Origin of the sequence: Rhizobacter sp. Root1238 (assembly GCF_001425825.1) — a bacterium.
Taxonomy (GTDB): domain Bacteria; phylum Pseudomonadota; class Gammaproteobacteria; order Burkholderiales; family Burkholderiaceae_C; genus Rhizobacter.
Genome location: NZ_LMDM01000047.1, coordinates 219,816 through 244,345, shown reverse-complemented (window position 1 = coordinate 244,345; position 24,530 = coordinate 219,816). Strand labels below are relative to the sequence as shown.

The window sequence follows — 24,530 nt, the reverse complement described above, 5'->3', positions numbered from 1 at the left end:
GTTCAGCCCGCGTGCGCCGCCAGCACCTCGCGCACGACGTCGTCAGACGCGGGCCGCAATGCGGCGCGACCGGGTGCCTCGATCACGACGAAGCGGATTTCGCCCGCTTCGGATTTCTTGTCGCCACGCATCAGTTCGAGGTAGCGGCCGGCACCGAGCTGGGGGCCGCGAACGGGCAGCCTCGCGCGCTCGACCAGACGGGCGATGCGCTGCGCGTAGGCTTCGTCGATCAGCCCGAGGCGCCGCGACAGGTCGGCCGCCATCACCATGCCGCAGCCGACCGCCTCGCCGTGCAACCAGGTACCGAAGCCGAGCCCGGCCTCGATCGCATGGCCGAAGGTGTGGCCGAAGTTCAGGATCGCGCGCAATCCGGTTTCGCGTTCGTCCTGTCCGACCACCCAGGCCTTGATCTCGCATGATCGCTTGACGGCGTAGGCCAGGGCGGGCTTGTCGCGCGCCAGCAGCGCGTCGAGATGCTCTTCGATCCAGCCGAAGAAGGCGTCATCGGCAATCGGGCCGTACTTGATGACCTCGGCCAGGCCGGCCGAGATCTCGCGGTCGGGCAGCGTGTCGAGCGTGTCCAGGTCGGCGATCACGCGCAGCGGCTGGTAGAACGCACCGATCATGTTCTTGCCGAGCGGATGATTGATCGCCGTCTTGCCACCGACCGACGAGTCCACCTGCGCCAGCAAGGTGGTGGGGACCTGCACGAACGGAACGCCGCGCATGTAGCAGGCCGCGGCAAAACCGGTCACGTCGCCGACCACGCCACCGCCCAACGCATAGAGCACGGTCTTGCGATCGGCGCCCGCCCTGAGCAGCGCGCCGAAGATGCGCTCCAGCGAGGCCCAGTCCTTGTGGATCTCGCCGTCGGGCAGGTCGACGACCAGGCACTGGGTCACCGCGGAGCGCAGCAGCGCCTGCAGCCGGTGCGCGTACAACGGAGCGACCGTCGGATTGGTCACGATGACCGCCGTGTGCCCGTGCGGCACACCATCGAGCGCCGTCCGGTCGGCGAGCAGGCCGGCCCCGATGCGGATCTGATAGCTGCGCTCTCCCAGCTCGATCGTCACGTCTTCATGCCGCGAATTCATGGCCGGCAGTTTAGCGCGGCGATCCGGCGTGCTCAGTCGGGTGGCGAAGGCTCGCCCGCGGCGGCGTCCGGCAGCGCGAGGATGCCCGCGAGTTGCAGTTGTGCCAGCACCATGTTCACCAGCGCGTGCACGGTCGGCCGGCCCGTGTCGATGACGAAATGGGCCGTCTCGCGATAGAGCGGATCGCGCAGCTGGTAGAGCTCGCGCAGCCGGGCCAGTGGATCGGCCACCTGGAGCAGTGGCCGCTGAGTGTCGTGGCGCAGGCGCCGGTACAGCTCTTCGGGCGATGAGCGGAGGTAGACGACATCGCAGCGCTCATGCAGCCGGCTTCGATTCTCCGGCCGGAGCACCGCGCCTCCACCGGTCGCGATCACCGCGGGGCCGGCGCCCGACAACTCGCCGATGACCTCGGCTTCGATGTCGCGAAAACGCGCTTCGCCTTCGCGTTCGAAAAAGCTTCGGATCGGCTCTCCGATCCGCGCTTCGATGACTGCATCACTGTCGACGAAGCGGCGCTGCGTTCGCTTCGCGATCTGCCTGCCGGCGGTGGACTTGCCCCCTCCGGGCATCCCGATCAATGCCAGTGGCCTGGGTGTCGGGCCGAGGAACACCGGCGGACCGACTCCGACCAGGCCCGCTCAGGGCTCCACGAACGGGCTCGAAACCGAGACCGAGGCGGTCCGGTTCAGCTTGTCCTTCACCACCACCAGCCCGGGATCCAGGCACACCCCGGTGAGCGAGATCGTGAAGCTGCCCCCAGCTTCGTCGACCTTCGTCTTGTTCACCACGATGGCGTCCGGGAAAGCGTTGTTGACGTAGTACGGCGCCGAGCCACCATACACGAACACTTCAGCCAAAAAACCTGACGCACAGGTTCCTTTCGCATTCTTCACCCCGACTGTCGAAGGCTGAACGTTGAGCGGAGCGGGCGCGCCCGCTTCGTTGTCTTCGCTTCCGCCGCCACACGAGGCGAGAACCGCAACAGAGATCGAAGCCAGAGCAACGCGGTTCAGCAAAGGCAGTTTCATATGGAGCACCTGAATATCCTGGTTGGCGAAGACGGGCGGGCTGCTGGTTGCCCCTCCCGTGATTGCAGACTATTTTTACCGAACCGCAGACCGATCGCTGACCACCTTCGGCGTGATGAAGATCAGCAATTCGGTCTTCTTCGACGACTTCGTCTTGACCTTGAACAGGTTGCCGAGGAAGGGGATGTCGCCGAGGTACGGCACCTTCGTCACGCTTTCCTCGTCGTCCTGCGTGAAGATGCCGCCGATCACGACCGTGCCGCCATTCTCCACCAGCACCTGCGTGCGCACATGCTTGGTATCGATGGCCAGACCTTGCGAGGTAACCTGGCCCACAGTGTCCTTCGTCACGTCGAGGTCGAGGATGACGTTGCCCTCCGGCGTGATCTGCGGCGTGACCTCGAGTTTCAGGTTGGCCTTGCGGAACTGGATGGCCGTCGCGCCGCTGGAAGTGGCGGTCTGGTACGGCAGCTCGGTACCTTGCTCGATCAGCGCCTTGACCTGGTCGGCCGTGATGACACGCGGGCTGGACAGGATCTTGCCCTTGTTCTCGGCTTCAAGCGCCGAGAGTTCCAGGTTCAGGAAGCGATTGGCACCGACACCAAACAGCGAGAGCGCAAACGTGGCCGCGTTGTAGTCGTTCTGACGGACGGCCGGCAGGCTGACGAAGTTGGTGTCCGTGTAGGTCAGCGGCAGCCCCGACTGGCCGGTCTGTGCGCCGATCGCGTTGATGTTGCCGCCCACGCCGACGCGGGTGTTGCCGCCTGCGTTGAATCCAGCGACACCGCCATTGATGCCGCGCAAGTCGGAATAGCCCAGCTTGGCGCCCAGCGACCGGCCGAAGCTGTCGTTGGCTTCGACGATGCGCGCCTCGATCAGCACCTGCCTCACCGGCACGTCGATCTTCGCGATCATCGCCTGCACTTCTTCCAGCTTCGACGGGATGTCGCTGACGAAAAGCTGGTTCGTGCGGGTTTCGAAGATCACGCTGCCACGGGCGGTCAGGATGCGCGTGTTAACCCCGTTGCCACCCGCCGTGTTCTGGCCCGTCAGCCCCTTGGCCACTTCTTCGGCCTTCGTGTAGTTCAGCTGGAACGATTGCGTGCGCACCGGTTCCAGGTTGGCGATCTGCGCCTTGGCCTCGAGGTCGATCTTCTCTTTCGACGCGAGTTCATCCTTCGGCGCGATCCAGATCACGTTGCCCGATTTGCGCAACCCCAGGCCCTTGGCCTGCAGGATGATGTCGAGGGCCTGGTCCCACGGCACGTCCTTCAGGCGCAGCGTCACGTTGCCGGTGACGGTGTCGCTGGTGACCACGTTGAAGTTGGTGAAGTCGGCGATGACCTGCAGCAGCGCACGGACTTCGATGTTCTGGAAGTTCAGCGACAGCTTCTCGCCTGCGTAGCCGGGGCCTTGCACCAGCTTGTTCGGATCCTGCTTCTGCTGGCGCACTTCCAGCACGAACTGGTTGTCGGTCTGGTAGGCGCTGTGATCCCAGGCTCCGCGCGGCTCGACGACCATGCGCACACGGTCGCCGTTCTGGAAGGTCGAGATGCTCTGCACCGGCGTGCCGAAGTCGGTCACGTCGAGCTTGCGGCGGAGGTTTTCCGGCAGGTTGGAGCGCAGGAATTCCACCACCAGGCTCTGGCCCTGCTGGCGGATGTCGACGCCGACCTGGTTGTTCGGCAGGTCGACCACGACCCGGCCCGCACCATCCGGGCCGCGCCGGAAGTCGATGCCCTTCAACGGCACCGGCGCGTCGTTCAGGTTCTCGGCGAACCGCGTCGATTCGCCCGCCACCGGCGACTTGGCCGTCGAGACGGCGCCACCGGCAGGAGCCGACGATTCCATCACCACGACCAGCACCTTGCCTTCGAGCTGGGCGCGGTAGTTCGACGCCGTCTTCAGGTTCATCACCAGGCGCGTGCGGTCGCCCGACTGCGCGATGTTGATCGAACGGATGTTGCCCTGGTTGATGTCCAGGTTCGACTTGCCCATCGCGTTGCCGACACCGGGCAGGTCCAGCGCGATGCGCGGAGGCGTCTGAACCGTGAAGCCGGTGGGCACGGCCGCCAGCGGCTCCGACAGTTCGATGCGCACGACCTCTGCGCCCGCCTGCTGGGAACTGTTGATGGACTGGATGGCGTTCTGCGCCCACGCAGACAAGGACGCGCCGAAGAGCAACGCGAGCGCAACGCTTCGAACTTGCCACTTACCCATGATCTGTTTCTCCTGCATGTTCTTCACCGCGCCCGTTCCTGAAGCTGAAGAGAGCTCGTACGCTCGATCCACTCACCCGCCGCGTCCTGCACGATTTCGCGCAACGAGACGTCCGTCTCGGAAATCTTGGTGACCTTGCCGTAGTTCTGGCCGAGGTAGTCACCGGTCTTGACCTGGTACAGCAGGTTGTCGACCCGCAGCAGCGCATACGGACGCCCCTGCTTGGTCACGCTGCCGACCATCGCCATGCTGTCCAGCGGATAGGCTTCGAGCGGTTCCTTGCGGCGGTTGATTTCCGCGGCCAGCAGCGAATTCGGCTGCCGGGATTCCTGCTTGATCGCCACCGTCAGCTTCTGCGTGCTGAACGGCTCGACACCGGCGCCGGCCAGGTAGGCCTGCGGGTTGAATTTCTTCGGCGGCGACAGCGGCGTCACGTTCGGCTTCACCTCGCGGCGTTGCTGTTCGATCCATTGCTGGAGCTCGTCCTGCGCATCGCCGCAGGCGGTCAGCGCGAGCACCGTGATGGCGCAGGCGCAGGCGGTTGCCGGCCAACGCAAAGTGGTTCCCATCATTTCTTCACCCCCGCGGCCTTGGCTGCAGCCTGACGCTGCGCGGTGACCTCGTTCGGATCCAGGTAGCGGTAGGTTCTGGCCGTCGCGTCCATGCCCAGCAATCCGGTGGCGTCCTTGCCAGCGGCATACGTGATCACCATGTTGTGCAGCGTCACGATCCGCGAGAGGTTGGCCACGTCGGCCGCGAACGCACCGATGTCGTGGTAGCGACCGGTCACCCGGATCGAGATCGGCAGTTCGGCGTAGTACTCCTTCACGAGCACCTGGCCGGGACGGAACAACTCGAACTGCAACCCGCGACCGAGACCGGCCTGGTTGATGTCCGACAGCAACGCATCCATTTCGGCCTTGCCGGGCAGCTGCTTCTCGAGCTGGGTCACGTACTCCTCGACCTGCAGCTTCTGTTTGCGCAGTTCGTCGAGGTTCACGGCCTGCGCCAGCTTGCCCCGGTAGTCCTGCTTCAGCACGGGTTCCTTGTCGCGCTCGGCCTGCAACTGGTCATCGACCCCGGTCAGCAGCAGGAACCAGCCCACCACGACGACCATGACGGCCAGCGCCACCCAGGTCGCAAGCTTGGGAAGCATCGGCCATTGGCCGGGTTCATTCGGATTCAGCCCCCGGAACTGCGAGGCGGCAGCCCCGAAGACCGAGTTCAGATCGACGTTGACGGATTTCGCTTTCGTTGCCATGGCGTCTCGATGGTCAGGGCTTCTTCGCAGCGACGGCAGCGCTCGCCGCGGCTGCCGGCATGGCGGCCGAGGCGGCAGCTGCGGCCGCGTCGACGTCTTGCGGGCGCTTGATGGTCACGCGCATCGAGAAGTCGAACAGGCGCTTCTGCTCGCGGCTGGCCGTCTGCAGGACCGCCGCCTTGATTTCGACCAGCTCCGGCTTCGTCAGCCATTCGGAGTTGTTGCTCGTGTTGCGCAGCAGCTCGGAGACGCGCTCGTTGGTCTGCGCAATGCCGTTCAGCAGCAGCACCTGGCCGTCTTGCTTGATGCTGCTGAAATAGACGCCTTCGGGCGTCTGCTTGACCAGTTCGTTGAGCACGTGCACCGGCAGGTTGCGATCGATCTGCAGGTCTTCGACCGCCTTCTGCCGCGCCTTGAGCGCGTCGATCTCGGCGCGCAGTGTCGCGATGTCCTTGATCTGGACCTCGAGCTTGCGGATCTCGGTCGTCAGAAAGTCATTGCGACGCATCTGGTTCTCGGTCATCTGCTGCAGCACCAGGTACCACAGACCGACAGCGGCCAGACCGGCCGCGGCGGCCAGCGCCAGGCCCAGGAAGAACGCCGCCTTGCGCCGCTTGCGCTTTTCTTCGCGGTGCGGGAGTAGGTTGATCAGAATCACTGCAAGAACCTCCGCATCGCCAGCCCACAGGCCGTGAGGTAGGAAGGCGCTTCACGGCGCAGCTTGCTCTCGCGGACCGCGGAGCCCAGCTTCATGTTTTCGAACGGGTTGACGACCATCGAGGCGAAACCGGTCAACTCGGTGACACGGTCCTTCAGCCCCGGCAGGGTCGCCGTGCCACCGGCCAGCATCACGTAGTGCACCTTGTGGTGCGGCGTGCTGGTGAAGAAATACTGCAACGCGCGGCCGATTTCCTGGGACAGGCTGTCGACGAACGGCACCAGCAGCGACGACTCGTAGTCCTCGGGCAGTTCGGCCGACAGCTTCTTCTGCTCGGCTTCCTCGAACGAGAAACCGTACTGGCGCGAGATCAGCTGCGTCAGCTGCGAACCGCCGAAGGCCTGGTCACGGTCATAGAGCATTTCTTCGTCGCGCAGCACCTTCAGGCTCGTGGTGTCGGCACCGATCTCGAACAGCGCGACCAGCGCATCCTTGCCCTCGTTCGGCAGCGCTTCGATCAGCCGGCCCATCGCCAGGCGCGATGCATGCGACTCGATGTCGAGCACCGCGGGCTTCAGGCCGGCCGCTTCCGCGAGACCCTGACGATCCTGCACGCGGTCCTTGCGGGACGCGGCGATCAGCACCTCGACGTCACCCACCGACGTGGGGCTCGGGCCGATGACGGAGAAGTCAAGACTCACCTCGTCCAACGAGAACGGGATGTATTGATTGGCTTCGGATTCGACCTGCAGCTCGAGCTCCTCTTCGCGAAGGCCGGCCGGCAGCATGATCTTCTTCGTGATCACCGCGGATTGCGGCATCGCGAGAACGACGTGCTTGGTCTTGGTGCCGCTCTTGGTGACCACGCGGCGCACCGCATCGGCCACTTCGTCGAACTTCTCGATCTGGCCATCGGTGATCCAGCCCTTCTCGAAGCTCTCGGAGGCAAAACGCTCGAGCACATATTCACCGGAGGCGCTTTGGCCCAGCTCGACCAGCTTCACACTGGACGAGCTGATATCCAAGCCGACCATCGGTGGATGCTTTCGGCCTAACAACAGGTCTAGGAAGCTCAAGGGGCCATCTCCCAACGCGACACGAATCGACAACCGAATTGGCGGTGAAACGTGCGCTGGATTGTTAAGAAGTTACTTCAATGCTAGCAGTAAAGCCTTTGTGGAACAAAGATTTTTCCTTTTCTTGCAACCCGGCTGCGTTGCGAAAGCGTGACGAATTCTGGCGCCAAAAATTGTCATTTCGGGACAACCCTAGCCCCTCGGCGACCGAAGCTGCCAAGCAGTTCACGGTCGATGCGGACCCGTCAAAGTCGCTTCATATAATCGTCTCGACCACTGTTGGAGTCCCATGAGCGAATCCGAGGGCCTGTCCGAGCGCCCGGCAGCCAGCCCGAACCCCCGATCGTCTTCTTCCGCACCGTCGTCCCTGCCCGCGTGGGCCCGCTGGGCGGGTCGTGCGTTGCTGTGGCTGATGGGAGGCGCGCTGGCCGGCGCGCTGACCGTGCTGCTGCTGATCGGCATTGCGCTGTCGGTGGCCTACCCGAACCTGCCGCAGGTCAGCGGCCTGGTCGATTACCGGCCGAAGCTGCCGATGCGCATCTATTCGGCCGATGGCGTGATGCTCGGCGAGTACGGCGAGGAGCGCCGCAACTTCACGCCGCTGGCCCAGGTGCCCAAGGTGATGCAGGACGCGGTGCTCGCGATCGAGGACGCGCGCTTCTACCAGCACGGCGGCGTCGACTACAAGGGCGTGCTGCGGGCCGGCCTCGCGCAGTTCAACGAGTCGCGCAGCCAGGGCGCCTCGACGATCACGATGCAGGTCGCGCGCAACTTCTACCTGTCCACCGAGAAGACGTTCACCCGCAAGATCTATGAAATCCTGCTGGCGCTGAAGATCGAGAGCCTGCTCAGCAAGGACCAGATCCTCGAGATCTACATGAACCAGATCTTTCTCGGCCAGCGCGCGCACGGTTTCGCGGCGGCCAGCGAGATCTACTTCGGCAAGCCGCTGAAGGACATCACGATCGCCGAGGCGGCGATGCTGGCCGGCCTGCCGAAGGCGCCGTCGGCCTACAACCCGATCGTCAACCCGAGGCGCGCAACGCAGCGCCAGCTCTACATCATCGACCGCATGCTGGAGAACGGCTTCATCACGCCGGAGCAGCACGATGCCGCGCGCACGCAGCAACTGAAGTACCGCGCCGCGCCCGAAGTGGTCGTTCACGCCGAGTACGTGGCCGAGGCGGCGCGGCAGATGATCTTCTCGCAGTACGGCGAAGAGGCGTACACCCGCGGGCTCAACGTCTACCTGACGATCCAGTCGGCCGAGCAGACCGTGGCGTACCGGTCGCTGCGCAAGGGAATCATGGATTACGAGCGCCGGCAGGTGTACCGCGGCCCCGAGGCCTACATCGACCTGCCGGCCAATGTGAAGGACCTCGACGCCCGCATCGCCGAAGCCCTGGTCGAGCACCCCGACAACGACGAGTTGCGCGCCGCCGTCGTGATCGAATCGAGCCCGCGCAAGGTCGTTGCCGTGCTGCAGAGCGGCGAAGCACTGACCGTCACCGGCGAAGGCCTGAAGCCGGCCACCTCGGGCCTGGCCGAGAAGGGCAACCCGAAGACGCAGATCCGCCCCGGCGCGGTGATCCGGCTCGTCAAGCTGCCGAAGGGCGACTGGTCGATCACCCAGCTGCCCGAGGTCGAAGGCGCGTTCGTGTCGCTCGATCCGCGCTCCGGTGCGGTGCGCACGATGGTCGGCGGCTTCGATCATGCGAAGAGCAAGTTCAACCACGTGACGCAGGCGTGGCGCCAGCCGGGGTCGAGCTTCAAGCCGTTCATCTACTCGGCCGCGCTCGAGAAGGGCTTCACGCCGGCCACAGTCGTCAACGACGCGCCGCTGTTCTTCGACGCCGGCACCACCGGCAGCCAGCCCTGGGAGCCGAAGAACTACGACGGCACCTTCGACGGGCCGATGTCGATCCGCCGCGGCCTCGCGAAGTCGAAGAACATGATCTCGATCCGCATCCTGCAGGCGATCGGCCCGGCCTATGCGCAGGACTGGATCACGCGCTTCGGCTTCGAACCCGACAAGCACCCGGCCTACCTGACGATGGCGCTCGGCGCCGGCTCGGTGACGCCGCTGCAGATGGCCTCGGCCTACGGCGTGTTCGCCAACGGTGGCTACCGGATCAATCCGTTCCTGATCAGCAAGATCACCGATTCGCGTGGCCATGTGCTGAACGAAGCCGTGCCGCAGGTGATGGACGAGACCACGCGCACGCTGCCGGCGCGCAATGCGTTCGTGATGGACAGCCTGCTGCAGGAGGTCGCGCGCTCGGGCACCGCGGCCAATGCACAGCGCGTGCTGAAGCGCCCCGACCTGTACGGCAAGACCGGCACCACCAACGACTCCAACGACGCCTGGTTCGCCGGCTTCCAGCGCAGCGTGGTCGGCGTGGTGTGGATCGGCTACGACAACCCGCGCAAGCTGGGCGACCGCGAAACCGGCGGCGGCCTGTCGCTGCCGGTGTGGATCGACTACATGCAGCAGACGCTGAAGGGCGTGCCGGTCGATGAACCGTCAGCGCCCGAGGGCGTGGTCAACATGGGCGGCGAGTGGTACTACGAGGAGTACACGCACGGCAGCGGCGTCAGCAGCCTCGGCCTCGAGGAGAAACTGCCGACGCCGCCCAGCGAAGAAGAGAAAAAAGGGATCCTCGATCTCTTCAAGCGGTGATGACGACCCCTCGGTCGACGGGTACGTCGACCGATCCCCCGAGGGGATGCGGGCCGGCCCTTCGACAGGCTCAGGACAGGCTTGGGGCGGCCCGGCGCTCGGCCCGCCGCGCGTCAAGCGGGCCGCGGGAACACGAGCGGTTGCCCGCCCTGCTCGCTGGCACAGGTGGACAGGTCGGCGAAGAACTCCCGTCCTTCGCGCGTGTCGAGCCAGCGCCCGTTCACATGCTTGTAGTGGTACCCACCCGAGCGGGCCGCGAGCCACAGCTCGTGCAGCGGCGGCTGGGTGTTGATCACCAGCTTGCTGCCGTTCGGAAAGCTCAGCTGCAGCAAGCCGCCGGTGCGTTCGGCATCGATGTCGATCAGGTCGTCCTGCAGCCAGGCGTCGACGCTGGCCTCGATGCTCGACAGGATGGCGCCGGTCAGCGCGTGGAACTGGGCATCGCTCAGGGGCGTGGGGACGATCTCGACAGTCATGGCCGGTAGAATTGTTCGCATGTTTCAGCAGCAGCGCAGTGTAGCGAGACGCCCGTCCACACTGGGCGCATTGGTGTCTTTGGCCGCGGCGCTCTCGCTGGCGGCCTGTGGCCAGAAGGGCCCGCTCAAACTTCCCGCTCCCGCGGCATCGGTCCCGGCCGCAGCTGCCTCCGCCCCGCCCTCCGCTTCCGCTCCCTCGCCATGACCCTGCCCGGCTCGCCCCACATCGCCTACCGTGGCGATGACCTCGCCATCGAAGACTGCGCGCTGAACGACCTGGCGGACCGTTTCGGCACGCCGCTGTACGTGTACTCGCGCAGCGCGATGCTGGCCGCGCTCGACAGCTACCAGCGCGCGCTCGCCGGCCGCGACCACCTGATCTGCTATGCGATGAAGGCCAATTCGAACCTGGCCGTTCTGCAGACCTTCGCGCAGGCCGGCTGCGGCTTCGACATCGTCTCCGGCGGCGAGCTGAAGCGCGTGCTGGCGGCCGGCGCGCCGGCATCGCGCATCGTGTTCTCGGGCGTCGGCAAGACCCGCGCCGAGATGCGCGAGGCGCTCGAAGCCGGCGTGATGTGCTTCAACGTCGAGAGCGAACCCGAGCTGGAACTGCTGTCGCAGGTGGCGGTCGCGAGCGGCCACACGGCCCGCATCAGCCTTCGCGTGAACCCCGATGTCGACGCCGGCACCCACCCCTACATCTCCACCGGACTGAAGGGCAACAAGTTCGGCATCGCGCACGAGCGCGCGGTGGCGACCTACCAGCGCGCCGCCGCGCTGCCCGGGCTCGAGGTCGTCGGCATCGACTGCCACATCGGCTCGCAGATCACCGAAGCCACGCCCTACCTCGATGCGCTCGACCGGCTGCTCGACCTGGTCGAGGCGGTCGAGGCGCAGGGCATCCGGCTGCAGCACATCGATGTCGGCGGCGGCCTGGGCATCACCTACACCGACGAGACCCCGCCCGAGGCCGGCGTGCTGGTCGCGCAACTGCTGGCGCGCATCGATTCCCGCGGCCACGGCCACCGCAAGGTGCTGTTCGAGCCGGGCCGCTCGCTGGTCGGCAATGCCGGCGTGCTGCTCGGCGAGGTGCTGTACCTGAAGCCGGGCGACGAGAAGAACTTCTGCATCGTCGATGCCGCGATGAACGACCTCGCCCGCCCGGCGATGTACGAGGCCTGGATGGCCATCGTGCCGTGCCGCACGCGGACCACGCCACCACTGACCTGGGACGTGGTCGGCCCGGTCTGCGAATCGGGCGACTGGCTCGGGCGCGATCGCCCGCTGGCCGTGCAGCCCGGCGACCGGGTCGCGGTGCTGTCCGCCGGTGCCTACGGCATGAGCATGGCCAGCAACTACAACACGCGGCCGCGCGCCGCCGAGGTGCTGGTGTCGGGCGCGCAGGCCTGGCTGATCCGCGACCGCGAGGATCCCGCCGCCTTGTTCGCGGGCGAGCACCTGCTGCCGGCCGTCTAGATTCTTCCCTCCGCCACGGCGTGGCAGGCGACTTGGATGCCGTTGATCGCCAACAGCGCCGGCCGCTCCGCCCGGCAGCGCTCGTTCGCGTACGGGCAGCGCGGGTGGAACGAGCAGCCGCTCGGCGGGCTCAGCGGGTTCGGCACCTCGCCCTGCACCGGCGTGCGCGCGCGCCCGCTCATCGCGATGTCCGGAATCGCATCCAGCAGCATCCGCGTGTACGGGTGGCGCGGTCGCGCGAAGATCTCGGCCTTCGGCGCCAGCTCGACCACCCGGCCGAGGTACATCACGCCGACCTGGTCGCTGACATGCCGCACGACCGCCAGGTTGTGCGAGATGAACAGGTAGGTGAGCCCGCGGCTGCGCTGCAGGTCCTTCATGATGTTGAGCACCTGCGCCTGCACCGACACGTCGAGCGCCGAGGTCGGCTCGTCGCAGACCAGGAACTCCGGCTCGGTGGCCAGCGCCCGCGCGATCGAGATGCGTTGCCGCTGCCCGCCGGAGAACTGGTGCGGGAATTTCTCCATGTCGGCACTCGCGAGACCCACCGACTGCAGCAGTTCGCCGACCTTGGCCTTCAGCTGCGCCCGGTCGGTGATCAGGCCGTGCTCGGTCAGCGGTTCGCCGACGATCTGGTGCACCTTCCAGCGCGGGTTCAGGCTCGCGAACGGATCCTGGAAGATCATCTGCATGCGCCGGCGCAACGCCGCGGCGTCCTGGCTGGCCAGCGTCAACGCGATGTTCTTGTGACCGAAATGCACCTCGCCGGCCGTCGGCGCCTGCAGGCCGACCAACAGCCGCGCCACGGTGCTCTTGCCGCAGCCCGATTCGCCGACGAGCGCGAGCGTGGTGCCGCGTTCGATCGAGAAGCTGATGCCGTCGACCGCGTGCACCCGCTGCCGGGGCTTGCGCTCGATCACGCGGTTCAGCCACGGGGCCGAGACGTCGAAGGTCTTCACCAGGTCGCGCACTTCCACCAGCACGTTCATCGCGCGGCTCCCGCGGCGGCCGCAGCGGCCGTGTCGTGCAACCAGCAGGCGGCGCGTGTCGCACCGGCCGCCAGCAGGTCCGGCCGCTGCTCGCGGCAGCGTTCGAACACCTTCGGGCAGCGCGGGTTGAAGGCGCAGCCGCGCGGGATCGCGTTCAGCCGCGGCATCGCGCCGTCGATCTGCAGCAGGCGCTCGCGGTCGAGGTCCATCGCGGGGATCGAGCCCATCAGCCCGGCGGTGTAGGGGTGCGCCGGTGCATGGATCACGTCGTTCACCGGACCGATCTCGGCGACCCTGCCGGCGTACATCACCGCGACGCGGTCGCAGGTTTCGGCGATCACGCCCATGTCGTGCGTGACCAGCATCACCGCCGCGCCGTGCTCCTTGCACAGCCGCTTCAGCAGCGAAATGATCTGCGCCTGGATCGACACGTCCAGCGCGGTCGTCGGCTCGTCGGCGACGATCAGCTGCGGGTTGCCGGCCAGCGCGAGCGCGATCACGACCCGCTGGCGCATGCCGCCGGAAAACTGGTGCGGGTACTGGTCGATGCGCGACTCGGCGGCCGGGATGCCGGTCTCCTTCAGCAGGTCGATCGCACGCCGGCGCGCTTCGGCCGCATCGAGCGGCAGGTGGGTCTGGATCGTCTCGACGAGCTGGCGGCCGACGGTGAACAACGGGTTCAGCGAGGTCAGCGGGTCCTGGAAGATCGCGCCGATGTGCTTGCCGCGCATGCGGCGCATCTGTTCGTACGGCAGGTTGTCGATGCGCTGGCCCTGAAAGCGGATCTCGCCGGCGGCGACGCGGCCGGGCGGATCGAGCAGGCCGATGATCGCCGCGCCCGTCAGCGACTTGCCGGCTCCCGATTCGCCGACCACGCCGAGGATCTCGCCGGGCGCGATGTCGAACGACACGTCGTCGAGCGCGACCAGCGTGCCGCGCCGCGTCGGGAACTCGACGCGCAGGTTCTTCACTTCGAGCAGGGCCGGCATGTCAGCGGAGCTTGGGGTTGAGGGCGTCGCGCAGCCAATCGCCGAGCAGGTTCACGCTGAGCGCGATCATCACCAGCATCGCGCCGGGGTAGAGCGTGATCCACCATTCGCCGGAGAACAGCAGGTCGTTGCCGACGCGGATCAGCGTGCCGAGCGACGGCGACGTCGGCGGCACGCCGACGCCGAGGAACGACAAGGTGGCTTCGATCAGGATCGCCGACGCGACCTGGATCGTCGCCAGCACCATCACCGGCCCGGTGACGTTGGGCAGCACGTGGCGGCGCATGATGCGCAGCGTCGGCACGCCGATCACGCGGGCGGCCTGCACGTACTCCTTGTTGCGCTCGACCAGCGTCGAGCCGCGCACCGTGCGCGCGTACTGCACCCAGCCGGTCAGCGAGATCGCGACGATCAGCACCGCGAACGCCAGGCCTTCGTGCGCATTCGGGAACACCGCCCGTCCGACGCCGTCGATCAGCAGGGCGACCAGGATCGACGGAAACGACAGCATCACGTCGCACAGCCGCATGATGAAGGCGTCGGTCTTGCCGCCGACGAAGCCGGCCAGCAGCCCGAGCGACACGCCGACCGCGAGCGACACCAGCACCGACGCGACACCCACCAGCAGCGAGATGCGCGAGCCGTAGATCAACGCCGACAGGATGTCGCGGCCCTGGTCGTCGGTGCCGAGCAGGTACTTCGAGCTGCCCTCGGGCAGCCACGCCGGAGGCAGCCGCGAATCGGCGAGCTCCAGCGTCGCGAGGTCCATCGGGTTGTGCGGCGCGACCAGTTCGGCGAACAGCGCGCAGAAGATGCAGGCGAAAGCGACGACCGCCGCCACCATCGCGGTCGGCGATCGGCGGAAGCTGTACCAGAGATCGCCGTCGAAGAATTGTCGCAAGGTCCGCCGCAGCCCGGCCGTCATTTCACCGTCACCCACTTGTAGGGCATGAAGTTGTCGGGCAACTGGACGATGTCGACGTTCTTCTTCATCGCCGACGCGAGCGCCTGCTGGTGCAGCGGGATGTGGCCGACGTCGTTGGCATGCAGCTCGAATGCCTCCTTGATCATCGCGTTGCGCTTCGCCTGGTCGGTCTCGCTCTGGATCTTCAGCGTCAGCTCGTCGACCTTCGGGTTGCTGTACGAACCGAGATTGAACTGACCCTGGCCCTTGTCGGTGGGCGTGGCCATCAGCGAGGTCAGTGCGTTGTGGGCGTCGTAGGTGCTGGGCGTCCAGCCGAGCAGGTAGAAACTGGTGTCGCGGCGCAGGATCTTCGGAAAGTAGGTGTTCTTGGTTTCGGTCTGCAGGTTGACCTTCACGCCGATGCGCGCGAGGTTGGCGGCCACCGCCTGGCAGATGTCGGCATCGTTGACATAACGGTCGTTCGGGCAGTTCAGCCCGACCTCGAAGCCCGCCGGGTAGCCGGCTTCGGCCAGCAGTTTCTTGGCCGCATCGACGTCGTAGGGCAGCCGCTTGTTCTGCTCCGGCGTGAAGCCGCGGATGCCCGGCCCCACCATCAGCGCCGACGGCAGCGACGCGCCGCGCATCACGCGGTTCTTGATCGTCTCGATGTCGATCGCCTGGTAGAACGCCTGCCGCACGCGCTTGTCCTTGAACGGATTCTTGCCTTTCACGCTCGAGAACTGCAGCTCGTCGCGCTTCTGGTCCATGCCGAGGAAGATCGTGCGCAGCTCGGGCCCCTGCGACACCTTCAGGTTCGGCGACGCCTTGATGCGCTCGATGTCCTGCAGCGGCACCGGCTCGATCACGTCGACCTCGCCCGACAGCAGCGCCGCGACGCGCGTGGGGGCGCTGCCGATCGGCGTGAAGATCACCTCGCCGACATTGCCGTCGATCTTGCCCCAGTACGTGCCGTTGCGAACCAGCACGGTGCGAGCCGACGGCTGGCGCTCCTTCAATCGGAACGGGCCGGTGCCGTTGGCCTTGAAGCTCGCGGTGTTCTCGATGCCCTTGCGGCGATCGACCGGGATCACCGCCTTGTTCTCCTCGCACCACTTCCTGCTCATCATGAAGACGTTGGTCAGCACGTCCGGCAGGATCGGGAACGGCGCGAGGGTCTCGATCTCGATCGTCAGCGGGCCGACCTTGCGCACTTCCTTGAACGGCGAGGTGTAGCTCTGCATGTCGGAGCCTTCGCCGGCCGCGCGCTTCAGCGAGAACACCACGTCGTCGGCGCTGAACGGCGTGCCGTCGTGGAACGTCACCCCCTTGCGCAACTCGAAGCGCCACACCGTCGGCGAAGTCTGCTTCCATTCGGTCGCGAGGATCGGCGCGAGGCCGAGTTTCCTGTCGCGACCGACCAGCGGCTCATAGACGTTGCCGGTGAAGGTGAGCTGCAGCGTCTCGTTCAGCGAATGCGGATCCATCGATTGCGCATCGCCCTGGTTGGCGATGCGCAAGGTCACGGCACCGGCCATGCCGCACGACAGGAACAGCACAGCCGCGAGCAGGGTGGGTTTCAACATCATCGTGGACTCCTTGGGGATGAACGAACGGCGGGCGGGTCGGCGGCTACAGCGGCATCGCGTGCTCGGCGAGCGTCGCGAGCAAGGCGCTGCCGAGCGGCAGGATCTCGTCATTGAAGTCGTAGCGGGTGCTGTGCAGGAAGCAGCCGCCCTCGCCGCCCTGGCCGATGCGCAGGTAGGCGCCGGGGCGCGCCTGCAGCATGAACGAGAAGTCCTCGGCGCCCATGCTCGGCACCAGTTCGCGCACCACCTTGTCCTCGCCGACCAGGCTGGCGGCGACATCGGCCGCAAAGGCTGCCTCGCGCGGCGTGTTGATGGTCGCCGGGTAGACGCGCTGGTAGTCGAGGCTCGCGGTCGCGCCGAAGCCGAGCGCGATCGATTCGGCCAGCCGGCCCAGGCGCTCTTCGATCATGTCCTGCACCTCGCGCTTGAAGGTGCGCACCGTGCCCATCAGCTTGGCCTGGCGCGGGATCACGCTGAATGCGCCGAGGTCGCCGGCCTGCATCGCGCACAGGCTGACGACCGCGCTGTCGAGCGGGTTGACGCTGCGCGACACCAGGCTTTGCGCCGCGGTGATGATGTGCGCGGCGACCAGCACCGGGTCGATCGCCATGTACGGGTGCGCGCCGTGGCCGCCGCGGCCGTTGACGGTGATCTCGACGCGGTCGGCCGCGGCCATCATCGCGCCCATGTTCAGGCCGATGCAACCCGGCTGCATGCTCGGCCAGTTGTGCATCGCGTAGACCGAATCGACCGGGAAGCGGTCGAACAGCCCGTCGTCGACCATCGCCTTCGCACCGGCGAAACCTTCCTCGCCCGGCTGGAAGATCAGCACGACGTCGCCGGCGAACTGGCGGGTCTGGGCCAGGTAGCGCGCCGCGCCGACCAGCATCGCGGTGTGGCCGTCGTGCCCGCAGCCATGCATCAGGCCCGGCGTCGCCGAGCGCCACGGGAAGTCGTTCTCCTCGCGCATCGGCAGCGCGTCCATGTCGGCGCGCAGGCCGATCGACTTCGCGACAGCCGCACCGTTCGAGCCGTTGGCGCCGGCCGCCCGGCTGCCGTGGATCACGCCGACCACGCCGGTCTTGCCGATGCCGGTGTGGATCTCGTCGACGCCGCAGACCCGCAGCGCCTCGACCACCTTGGAGGCGGTGCGCACTTCTTCGAAGCCGAGCTCTGGATGGGCGTGCAGGTCGCGGCGAAACGCCATCAACTCGGACTGCCAGCCGGCCAGCCGCTGGTAGGCGCCCGACGCCGCCAGGGGTGCGGATTCACGCATCATCAGTGCACTCCTGCCGTGCGCTCCACGCGCAGGCGCGGATCGACGGCAAAGTAGAGAAGATCGACGACCAGGTTGATCACGACGAAGATCAACGCGATCAGGCAGAGGTAGGCCGCCATCACCGGGATGTCGGCAAAGGTCACCGCCTGGATGAACAGCAGCCCCATGCCGGGCCACTGGAACACCTGCTCGGTGATGATGGCGAACGCGATCAGCGCGCCGAGCTGCAGCCCGGTGATCGTGATCACCGGCACCAGCGTGTTGCGCAGCGCATGCGAGAAATACACGACCCGGTTCGGCAAGCCGCGCGCGCGGGCGAACTTGATGTAGTCGGCCCGCAGCACCTCGAGCATCTCGGAGCGGACGAGCCGCATGATCAGCGTCAACTGGAAGGCCGCCAGCGTGACCGACGGCAGGATCAGGTGCTTCCAGCCGTCGACGGTGAAGAAGCCCGAGGTCCACGCCCCGAAGGCGACCACCTCGCCGCGCGAGAAGCTGGGCAGCCACTTCAGCGTGACGGCAAAGACATAGATCAGCAGGATGCCGATCAGGAACGTGGGCAGCGACACGCCGAGCAGAGACAGCGTCATCAGCGACTGCGACAGGAAACTGCCGCGTCGCAGTGCAGCATAGACGCCGAACGGAATGCCGATCGCCAGCGCGATCACTGCGGCAGTGAACGAGAGTTCGAGCGTCGCGGGCAGCCGCTCGACGATCAGCGACGACACCTTGCGGCCCTGGCGCAGGCTCAGCCCGAACTCGCCTTGCACCGCATTGCCGACGAAGCGTGCGAACTGGATCGGAAACGGCTTGTCGAGCCCCAGGTCGGCGCGCAGCTGTGCCCGCTGCGCGGGCGTCGCCTCCTGGCCGAGCAGGTTGGTGACCGGGTCGCCGACATACTGGAACAGCATGAAGGAGATGAAGGCCACCGACAGCATCACGACGATGGCTTGAAGGAACCGGCGAATGATGAAGGCGAGCATGCGTGCGTGAAGGGATCCCGCGTGACTTTACTTCCGAAGCAACTTCCGAACCGCCTCGGGCAAACGAGGGGCCCGGCGTCTGCACACGCATGAAAAAAGGGCCGCTCGATGGCGGCCCTGGCTTGCAAAACGCGTCGGAGATCAGAAGCGGTGGCGCAGCCCGATCGTGAAGCCATTGCGCTTCTGGGCGCCGTTGGCCGCACCGCCGGCGCCGTTCAGGCTGACGTTGCCGCTCAGCTTGGTGGTGTCGGCCTCGACGTAGGCATCCGTGCGCTTGGACAGTGCATAGTCGGCAGCGGCTGTCAGGAACTTCGCGGTGGCATCGGCGGACGCCAGCGGCCCGCTCTGCTTCGCATGGAAGTAATGGATGCCGAGGTTCAGCTCGGTCGTGGCCTGGAAGTTGGTGCCGACGCTCCAGATCTGGCGCTTGTCGGCCGCCAGGAAGGCCGCGCCGCCGAAGCCACCGTTGGCGGTGCCGGTCCAGAACGAGCCGAGAACCGCCCTGTCGGTGGCTGTCAGGCCCGGGTCGACCTTGTTCTCGCCCCAGCCGGCATTGAAGTACCACGGGCCTGTCTTGTACGACGCACCGAAGGTCGTGCCCTTCAATTTCTTGCCCGACGCGAATTCATACTCTTCGTAGCCGAGGCCTGCACCGATGCCGCTGTCCGAATAGCGCAGGTAGCCGCCGACAGTCTTCCCGCCGGTGGCCGAGCCCTCACCCGCCGACACCTGCAGCGCGGCGCGCACCGGACCGACTTCGATCAGGTACTTGACCATGTTGTCGGCGCGGGCGCCCAGCGCGAATCCGATCTCCGGCTTGTAGGCCTCGAAGTACGGCGAATAGGGATAGGACGCGTAGGTGCTGGTGACGACGTCGAACAGCACGTTGTATTGCCGTCCCAGGGACACGCGACCGAAGCCGGTCTGCAAGCCGACCCAGGACTGCTGCCAGAACTGTGTGGCGGCTTGCGTGCCGTTGTCGGGCAACAGCCGGTGCTCCAGGTTGACCAGCGCCTTGTTGCCGCCACCAAGGTCTTCGACGGTGTTGATGCCCAGGCGGCTTTGCGACATGCCGCCGCCTATTTCGCGCCACATGCCCTCGTCGCCTCCGGAGTTCTGCTCGTTCGACGTGTGACGCACCGCCACGTCGACGATGCCGTAGATCGTGACACTCGACTGCGCGAATGCCGAAGAACCCATCGCAGCGAGTGCCGCAGTCACCAAGATCGTCTTTTTCACAGTTGTCTCCTGTTGTCGGTAGCGAACGAATTCTTGTTGAATTAATTGTCACGGAAGCTGCACGGTCGTGCGCTTCCTTGTTGCTGCCCGTTCACTGGCGTAAACCTTGATTGCGACAAAGCGCTGATCGTTCTTGTTGTGTCAATTCGTGTCACTCAGGCGACACGCCCATGAAAAAGGCCGCCCGAAGGCGGCCTTTGAACGGTCTGCATCAGCGTGACACGGCAAGCCGTGCCGCTGCGATCAGAACGAGTGGCGGATACCGGCTTCGAAGCCTTGCGACTTCTGGCCAGCCACTGCTGCCGGGGGCGTTGCCACGGTGAAGGCGGCAGCGCCCTTGTTCTTGATCTGGGCGTACGTGCTGTACAGCGCGGTGCGCTTGGACAGGTCGTACTGGTAGCCGATCGCGAACTGGTTGGCGTCGTTGGCATCGATGTTGGTAGCGCCGATCGTGCCCTTGGCATCGACACGGACATAGCCAACGCGGAAGGTGCTCGGGCCGACCGGCACCGAGACGCCGACGTCGATCACGTTTTGCTTGGCATCCAGGAACTTGGCTTGAGAAACAAAGCCCAGGACCTTGACGACACCGAAGTCGTACGAAGCGCCGATGTTGCCCTTCTTGTACTTGTCTTCAGTTGCGTTGGCTTCCGTCGTGCCGTAGGAGCCCGACACGTCCAGCGGACCGGCAGCGTAGCCGATGCGGCCGGCGATGTGCTTCTTGCCGGTGGTGCCTTCACCAGCGGCCACCGACGCGCGGGCATACAAGCCGCCCAGAGCCGGGGTGTAGTAGCTCACCATGTTGTCGGCACGGGTGGCCGTGTCGACCAGCGTAGCGCCGACGGTGGTCGGGTTGTTGAAGTGACCGACGTCGCCGACGCCGTTCGTGCCCATCACGTCGTAGTCGGCAAAGCCCGTGTAGGTTGCGGTCAGTTCGCGACCAGCACGGATTTCACCGAAGTTGCCGAGCAGGCTGACGGTCGAACGACGATGCCAGAAGCGGTTCGTGCTGTTCGTCGAGTTGCCGCTGGTGGTGCCACCGGAGCCCGAATCAGCACCAAAGCTCGTTTCCAGCCAGAAGCCGGCCTTCAGGCCGCCACCCAGGTCCTCGACACCACGAAAGCCGAGGCGGCTGCTGTTGAGGCCGTCCGTGCTAAGCGACTTGACCTTCAGGTCGCCGTTCTTGGTGTAGCGGGCGTTGACGTCGACGATACCGAACAGCGTGACCGACGACTGCGCCGAAGCTGCACCGGCAAAAGCGCCCAGAGCTGCGAGAACGAGTAGAGATTTTTTCATTGCGACGATCTCCTAAGTTGAACAAGAGGTCCCGGTCACCAGAATCCCCGCCGGGGACAGACCGAGCCAACCTCCTCAGTGGAAGTTGCCGTATTGCACCAGAGCGCGGCATGTAAGCAAAGGCTCGTGGCGCTGCATTGGGGCCATTTGTTGTCTGAGCACAACGTGCACGGAATCGACACGAAAGCATGCTTGCTGTGCTGGCGCAGTTCGACGTTCGCGATCGTTCGGTATCCTGCACCCATGGCTTCCTTCCCAACTTCCGGCCGTTCGCTGTCGCGCGTCGACCAATGGCTGGGCGCGGCCGACAGCGCCCTCAGAACCCTGGCGGCATCGACACCCGGCGCCGCATCGAAACCCACGCCGGCGCGCACGCTGCCGACCCTGACGCAGGCCGAACAGCAGTTGTCTGGCGCCCTGATGCGCGTCAACCACGTCGGCGAGGTCTGCGCGCAGGCGCTCTACCAGGCGCAGGCGCTGACGGCGCGCGATCCGGCGCTGCGCACGCACTGCGAGGCCGCCGCGCGGGAAGAGGCGGACCACCTGTCGTGGACGCACCAGCGGCTGGTCGAACTGCAGGCGCACCGCAGCCTGTTGAACCCGCTGTGGTACGCGGGCGCCTTCGGCATCGGCTGGGTGGCCGGCCTGGCCGGTGACCGCATCAGCCTCGGCTTCATCGTCGAAACGGAACGCCAGGTCGAGGCGCACCTGGCGGGCCACAACGAGCAGTTGCCCGCCGCGGACGACGCATCGCGCGCCATCGTGCAGCAGATGAAGGACGACGAAGCTCGGCATGCCGACGACGCGCGCCATGCCGGCGGCGTCGCGTTGCCACGGCCGGTACGCACCGCGATGCGCCTGGCGGCACGCGTCATGACGGCCACCGCGCACCGCATCTGACGCGATCGGGCCGAACGCGGCTCAGGCCTCGACGATCTCGAAACTGGTCGTGATCTCGGCCGTCTCGGCCAGCATGATGGTGGCCGAGCAGTACTTGTCGTGCGACATCTGGATCGCGCGTTCGACGGCCTGCGCCGGCAAGCCCTTGCCGCTGACGGTGAAATGCAGGTGGATCTTCGTGAAGACCTTCGGGTCGACCGGCGCCCGTTCGGCCTGCACCTTCACCTGGCAACCGGTCACCTCGTGCCGGCCGCGCTTCAGGATCAGCACCACGTCGTAGGCGGTGCAGCCACCGGTGCCGGCGAGCACCGTCTCCATCGGCCGCGGCGCGAGGTTGCGGCCCCCACCATCCGGCGCGCCGTCCATCAGCAGCACATGGCCGCTGCCGGTCTCGGCGACCATGCCCATCCCGGTCGCGGGCATCCAGTTGATCGTGCATTCCATCGTTCGACTCCAGCCTTCGGCAAATCGCCCCAGCGGGCGCCCGGCATTGTGCATCCCGTCACGCCGACAGGCGCCGCGCGGCCACCGTTCCCCCTCACGGATATTGCAGCGCAGCATCACTGCGGCTACACTCGCGCAATCGATGTCTTCCGGGACATCACCGTTTGTCTCCTCCACCTCCTCCATTGGTGGATTCAGCCCAAGTCAGCAATGACTTGGGCTTTTTTCTTGGCCGCGCGCTCGACGTGCGGTTGGCGACCACTGACGTATCATCCGGCGCCCCCAGAACAACCCTCCGAGGAGTCTCCCGATGGCTGGCGCCGCTCGCCCGAAGAAATCGCCGCGCCCCGCGCCCGTCAAAGCCGCCGGCTCGCCGCTCGGCCTCTCCGACTACCTGCAGAAGATCCTGACCGCCAAGGTCTACGACGTGGCCGACGAGACGCCGCTCGAGACCGCGCGCAGCCTCTCGAAGCGCGTCGGCAACCAGGTGCTGCTCAAGCGCGAGGACAGCCAGCCGGTGTTCAGCTTCAAGCTGCGCGGCGCGTACAACAAGATGGCGCACCTGGAGCCCGCGGCGCTGAAGCGCGGCGTCATCTGCGCCTCGGCCGGCAACCATGCGCAGGGCGTGGCGCTCGGCGCCCACAAGCTCGGCTGCGCCGCGGTCGTCGTTATGCCGGTGACGACCCCACGCGTGAAGATCGACGCGGTGCGCGCGCTCGGCGGCGAGGTCGTGCTGTTCGGCGACAGCTACTCCGACGCCTACGTGCACGCGCTCGAACTCGAGAAGAGCCGCGGCCTGACCTTCGTGCATCCGTTCGACGACCCGGACGTGATCGCCGGCCAGGGCACCATCGCGATGGAGATCCTGCGCCAGCACCAGGGCCCGATCGACGCGGTGTTCGTCGCGATCGGCGGCGGCGGCCTGGTCTCCGGCATCGCCGCCTACATCAAGGCGGTGCGGCCCGAGATCAAGGTGATCGGCGTGCAGACCACCGACTCCGACGCGATGCTGCGCTCGGTCAAGGCCGGCAAGCGCGTGCAACTGAACGACGTGGGCCTGTTCTCCGACGGCACCGCGGTCAAGCTGGTCGGCGAAGAGACCTTCCGGCTGACGCGCGAACTGGTCGACGACTTCGTGCTGGTCGACACCGACGCAGTGTGCGCCGCGATCAAGGACGTGTTCCAGGACACCCGCAGCATCCTCGAGCCGGCCGGCGCCCTCGGCGTGGCCGCCATCAAGCAGTACGCCGAGACGCACAAGCTGAAGGGCTGCACGCTGGTCGCGATCACCTGCGGCGCCAACATGAATTTCGACCGGCTGCGCTTCGTCGCGGAGCGGGCCGAAGTCGGCGAAGAGCGCGAGGCGCTGTTCGCAGTGACGATCCCTGAAGAGCGCGGCAGCTTCCGTCGCCTGTGCGAGCTGATCGGCGCGCGCAGCGTCACCGAGTTCAACTACCGCATCTCGGACGCGAACCAGGCCCACGTGTTCGTCGGCCTGGCCACCAGCAACCGCGCCGAGTCGGCGAAGATCGCGCGCAGCTTCGGCAAGCAGGGTTTCGCCACCGTCGACCTGACCGACGACGAACTGGCCAAGCAACACGTGCGCCACATGGTCGGCGGGCGCAGCGAACTCGCGAACGACGAGCGGCTGTACCGCTTCGTGTTCCCCGAGCGCCCGGGCGCGCTGATGCGCTTCCTGTCGTCGATGCACCCGGACTGGAACATCAGCCTGTTCCACTACCGCAACCAGGGCGCCGACTACGGCCGCATCCTGGTCGGCATCCAGCTGCCGCGCGGCGACCGCAAGGCCTTCAAGGAATTCCTCGAGGGCCTCGCCTACCCGTGCGTCGACGAGACCGACAACCCGGTCTACCGCCTGTTCCTGCGCTGAGGCCCGCCGTGCTCGCAACGCCCATGCAGTCTAGGGGTGACACGGCATTGCCGCGGCGGCG

At 66.4% G+C, this 24,530-nt stretch carries 23 protein-coding genes; 5 read left to right on the top strand and 18 right to left on the bottom strand.

Features of this window, described 5'->3' with window-relative positions:
* Positions 1-2 precede the first annotated feature (2 nt).
* The 8 genes from aroB to ASC98_RS25170 form a co-directional block, all read right to left on the bottom strand.
* Positions 3-1,094, bottom strand: coding sequence for a 3-dehydroquinate synthase (gene aroB / locus ASC98_RS25205; protein ID WP_056817289.1), 1,092 nt, complete (start codon positions 1,092-1,094; stop codon positions 3-5).
* Between the two features lie 32 nt (positions 1,095-1,126).
* Positions 1,127-1,663: a shikimate kinase gene (locus ASC98_RS25200; RefSeq protein ID WP_056817286.1), complete on the bottom strand. Its 537-nt coding sequence runs from the start codon at positions 1,661-1,663 to the stop codon at positions 1,127-1,129.
* Positions 1,664-1,732: 69 nt separating this feature from the next.
* Positions 1,733-2,122, bottom strand: coding sequence for a hypothetical protein (locus tag ASC98_RS30850; protein ID WP_157598201.1), 390 nt, complete (start codon positions 2,120-2,122; stop codon positions 1,733-1,735).
* 75 nt (positions 2,123-2,197) lie between these two features.
* Positions 2,198-4,342 carry a type IV pilus secretin PilQ gene (pilQ, locus tag ASC98_RS25190; RefSeq protein ID WP_082542259.1) on the bottom strand — a complete coding sequence of 715 codons (2,145 nt, stop codon included), beginning with the start codon at positions 4,340-4,342 and terminating at the stop codon, positions 2,198-2,200.
* A 23-nt stretch (positions 4,343-4,365) separates the two neighbouring features.
* On the bottom strand, positions 4,366-4,911 hold the full coding sequence (locus tag ASC98_RS25185; RefSeq protein ID WP_157598203.1) for a pilus assembly protein PilP: 546 nt from the start codon (positions 4,909-4,911) through the stop codon (positions 4,366-4,368).
* On the bottom strand, positions 4,911-5,603 hold the full coding sequence (locus ASC98_RS25180; RefSeq protein WP_056817279.1) for a type 4a pilus biogenesis protein PilO: 693 nt from the start codon (positions 5,601-5,603) through the stop codon (positions 4,911-4,913). The genes ASC98_RS25185 and ASC98_RS25180 overlap by 1 nt, the downstream gene beginning before the upstream one ends.
* 13 nt (positions 5,604-5,616) lie before the next feature.
* Positions 5,617-6,261 carry a PilN domain-containing protein gene (locus ASC98_RS25175; protein WP_056817277.1) on the bottom strand — a complete coding sequence of 215 codons (645 nt, stop codon included), beginning with the start codon at positions 6,259-6,261 and terminating at the stop codon, positions 5,617-5,619.
* Positions 6,258-7,295, bottom strand: a complete 1,038-nt coding sequence (locus tag ASC98_RS25170; RefSeq protein ID WP_056817274.1) for a pilus assembly protein PilM — start codon at positions 7,293-7,295, stop codon at positions 6,258-6,260. Before ASC98_RS25170 ends, ASC98_RS25175 begins: the two co-directional genes overlap by 4 nt.
* 331 nt (positions 7,296-7,626) lie before the next feature.
* Between ASC98_RS25170 and ASC98_RS25165 the strand changes: the two genes are divergently transcribed.
* Positions 7,627-10,017: a penicillin-binding protein 1A gene (locus tag ASC98_RS25165; RefSeq protein ID WP_056817272.1), complete on the top strand. Its 2,391-nt coding sequence runs from the start codon at positions 7,627-7,629 to the stop codon at positions 10,015-10,017.
* Positions 10,018-10,130: 113 nt separating this feature from the next.
* On the opposite strand, the gene cyaY is transcribed toward ASC98_RS25165, so the two are convergent.
* Complete coding sequence (gene cyaY, locus ASC98_RS25160; RefSeq protein ID WP_082542220.1) at positions 10,131-10,493, bottom strand: iron donor protein CyaY; 363 nt, start codon at positions 10,491-10,493, stop codon at positions 10,131-10,133.
* Between cyaY and ASC98_RS29840 the strand changes: the two genes are divergently transcribed.
* Positions 10,417-10,698, top strand: a complete 282-nt coding sequence (locus tag ASC98_RS29840; RefSeq protein WP_082542260.1) for a lipoprotein — start codon at positions 10,417-10,419, stop codon at positions 10,696-10,698. The genes cyaY and ASC98_RS29840 overlap by 77 nt on opposite strands.
* Positions 10,695-11,969 carry a diaminopimelate decarboxylase gene (gene lysA, locus ASC98_RS25155; RefSeq protein WP_056817270.1) on the top strand — a complete coding sequence of 425 codons (1,275 nt, stop codon included), beginning with the start codon at positions 10,695-10,697 and terminating at the stop codon, positions 11,967-11,969. Before ASC98_RS29840 ends, lysA begins: the two co-directional genes overlap by 4 nt.
* Here lysA and ASC98_RS25150 read toward each other — a convergent pair.
* The 8 genes from ASC98_RS25150 to ASC98_RS25115 all read right to left on the bottom strand — a co-directional run bounded on the left by ASC98_RS25150 (position 11,966) and on the right by ASC98_RS25115 (position 21,234).
* The gene (locus ASC98_RS25150; protein WP_056817268.1) at positions 11,966-12,958 is read right to left on the bottom strand and encodes an ABC transporter ATP-binding protein; all 993 of its coding nucleotides are present in this window, start codon (positions 12,956-12,958) and stop codon (positions 11,966-11,968) included. The two genes, lysA and ASC98_RS25150, sit on opposite strands and share 4 nt — an antisense overlap.
* Complete coding sequence (locus ASC98_RS25145) at positions 12,955-13,947, bottom strand: ABC transporter ATP-binding protein (protein ID WP_056817265.1); 993 nt, start codon at positions 13,945-13,947, stop codon at positions 12,955-12,957. Before ASC98_RS25145 ends, ASC98_RS25150 begins: the two co-directional genes overlap by 4 nt.
* A gap of 1 nt (position 13,948) precedes the next feature.
* Positions 13,949-14,872, bottom strand: coding sequence for an ABC transporter permease (locus ASC98_RS25140; RefSeq protein WP_369820480.1), 924 nt, complete (start codon positions 14,870-14,872; stop codon positions 13,949-13,951).
* Entirely contained in the window at positions 14,869-16,437 is a 1,569-nt protein-coding gene (locus ASC98_RS25135; RefSeq protein ID WP_056820544.1) for an ABC transporter substrate-binding protein, read from the bottom strand. The genes ASC98_RS25140 and ASC98_RS25135 overlap by 4 nt, the downstream gene beginning before the upstream one ends.
* Positions 16,438-16,480: 43 nt before the next feature.
* On the bottom strand, positions 16,481-17,716 hold the full coding sequence (locus ASC98_RS25130) for a M20 aminoacylase family protein (RefSeq protein ID WP_056817262.1): 1,236 nt from the start codon (positions 17,714-17,716) through the stop codon (positions 16,481-16,483).
* Positions 17,716-18,699: an ABC transporter permease gene (locus ASC98_RS25125; RefSeq protein WP_056817260.1), complete on the bottom strand. Its 984-nt coding sequence runs from the start codon at positions 18,697-18,699 to the stop codon at positions 17,716-17,718. The genes ASC98_RS25130 and ASC98_RS25125 overlap by 1 nt, the downstream gene beginning before the upstream one ends.
* Positions 18,700-18,840: 141 nt before the next feature.
* Positions 18,841-19,980, bottom strand: a complete 1,140-nt coding sequence (locus ASC98_RS25120) for a porin (RefSeq protein ID WP_369820481.1) — start codon at positions 19,978-19,980, stop codon at positions 18,841-18,843.
* 201 nt (positions 19,981-20,181) lie between these two features.
* Positions 20,182-21,234 (bottom strand): porin, encoded by a 1,053-nt coding sequence (locus ASC98_RS25115; protein WP_056817256.1) that lies wholly within the window; start codon positions 21,232-21,234, stop codon positions 20,182-20,184.
* Positions 21,235-21,477: 243 nt separating this feature from the next.
* Here ASC98_RS25115 and coq7 point away from each other — a divergent pair, with 243 nt between their 5' ends.
* The gene (gene coq7, locus ASC98_RS25110) at positions 21,478-22,134 is read left to right on the top strand and encodes a 2-polyprenyl-3-methyl-6-methoxy-1,4-benzoquinone monooxygenase (RefSeq protein WP_056817252.1); all 657 of its coding nucleotides are present in this window, start codon (positions 21,478-21,480) and stop codon (positions 22,132-22,134) included.
* 21 nt (positions 22,135-22,155) lie between these two features.
* Here the strand turns inward: coq7 and ASC98_RS25105 are convergent, their stop codons facing one another.
* The gene (locus tag ASC98_RS25105; RefSeq protein WP_056817251.1) at positions 22,156-22,578 is read right to left on the bottom strand and encodes an OsmC family protein; all 423 of its coding nucleotides are present in this window, start codon (positions 22,576-22,578) and stop codon (positions 22,156-22,158) included.
* A 310-nt stretch (positions 22,579-22,888) separates the two neighbouring features.
* Between ASC98_RS25105 and ilvA the strand changes: the two genes are divergently transcribed.
* Complete coding sequence (gene ilvA, locus ASC98_RS25100; RefSeq protein WP_056817249.1) at positions 22,889-24,469, top strand: threonine ammonia-lyase, biosynthetic; 1,581 nt, start codon at positions 22,889-22,891, stop codon at positions 24,467-24,469.
* Positions 24,470-24,530 lie beyond the last annotated feature (61 nt).